Origin of the sequence: Mesorhizobium sp. M8A.F.Ca.ET.208.01.1.1 (genome assembly GCF_004791315.1) — a bacterium.
Taxonomy (GTDB): Bacteria; Pseudomonadota; Alphaproteobacteria; order Rhizobiales; family Rhizobiaceae; genus Mesorhizobium.
This window is the reverse complement of record NZ_SRUT01000038.1, coordinates 1-535: the sequence shown is the minus strand read 5'-3', so window position 1 is coordinate 535 and position 535 is coordinate 1. Positions and strand designations below refer to the sequence as shown.

1 protein-coding gene is annotated in these 535 nt (G+C 63.6%); it reads left to right on the top strand.

All coding sequences use genetic code 11. From position 1 onward, the window contains the following. Positions 1 to 26: 26 nt before the first annotated feature. The coding region (locus EN851_RS34155; RefSeq protein ID WP_135931047.1) for a GntR family transcriptional regulator at positions 27 to 535 on the top strand (509 nt) is incomplete at its 3' end.

Genomic DNA, 535 nt, shown 5'->3' with positions numbered 1-535 from the left:
GCGGTGCAATATAGAAAATTGTCACCATGACAAATTGGCTCCCTGACCTTTCCACTGGCTCCGGTCCGCTTTATCAGCGCCTTGCTGACAGCATTGAGTCAGATATCGATAAGGGCGTCATCGATGCCGGTGCAAAACTGCCGCCGCAGCGCGACCTCGCCTACGATATCGGCACGACGGTCGGCACGATCGGCAGGGCCTATCAGTTGCTGCGCGAACGTGGCCTGGTAAGCGGTGAGGTCGGTCGCGGCACCTATGTGCTCGCCCAGCGCGCCGAAACGCCGAAACCCGAGGTCGAACCGGGCTTGCAAGGCACGCGCCCAATCGACGCCCCGAGCGGCAAGCTGCGCTTCGACAGCACCGCCGCGCCCGATGTCGGCCAGGGCGCGGTGATTGCAGACATCCTGGCGCGCACGGCGCAGGAACACCCGCACGACATTTCGAGCTACACGCGTGATTTTCCCGAGCGCTGGTACGAGGCGGGCAGCCGCTGGCTTTCGCGCAACGCTTTCCGCCCCTTGCCCGATTCGATCGT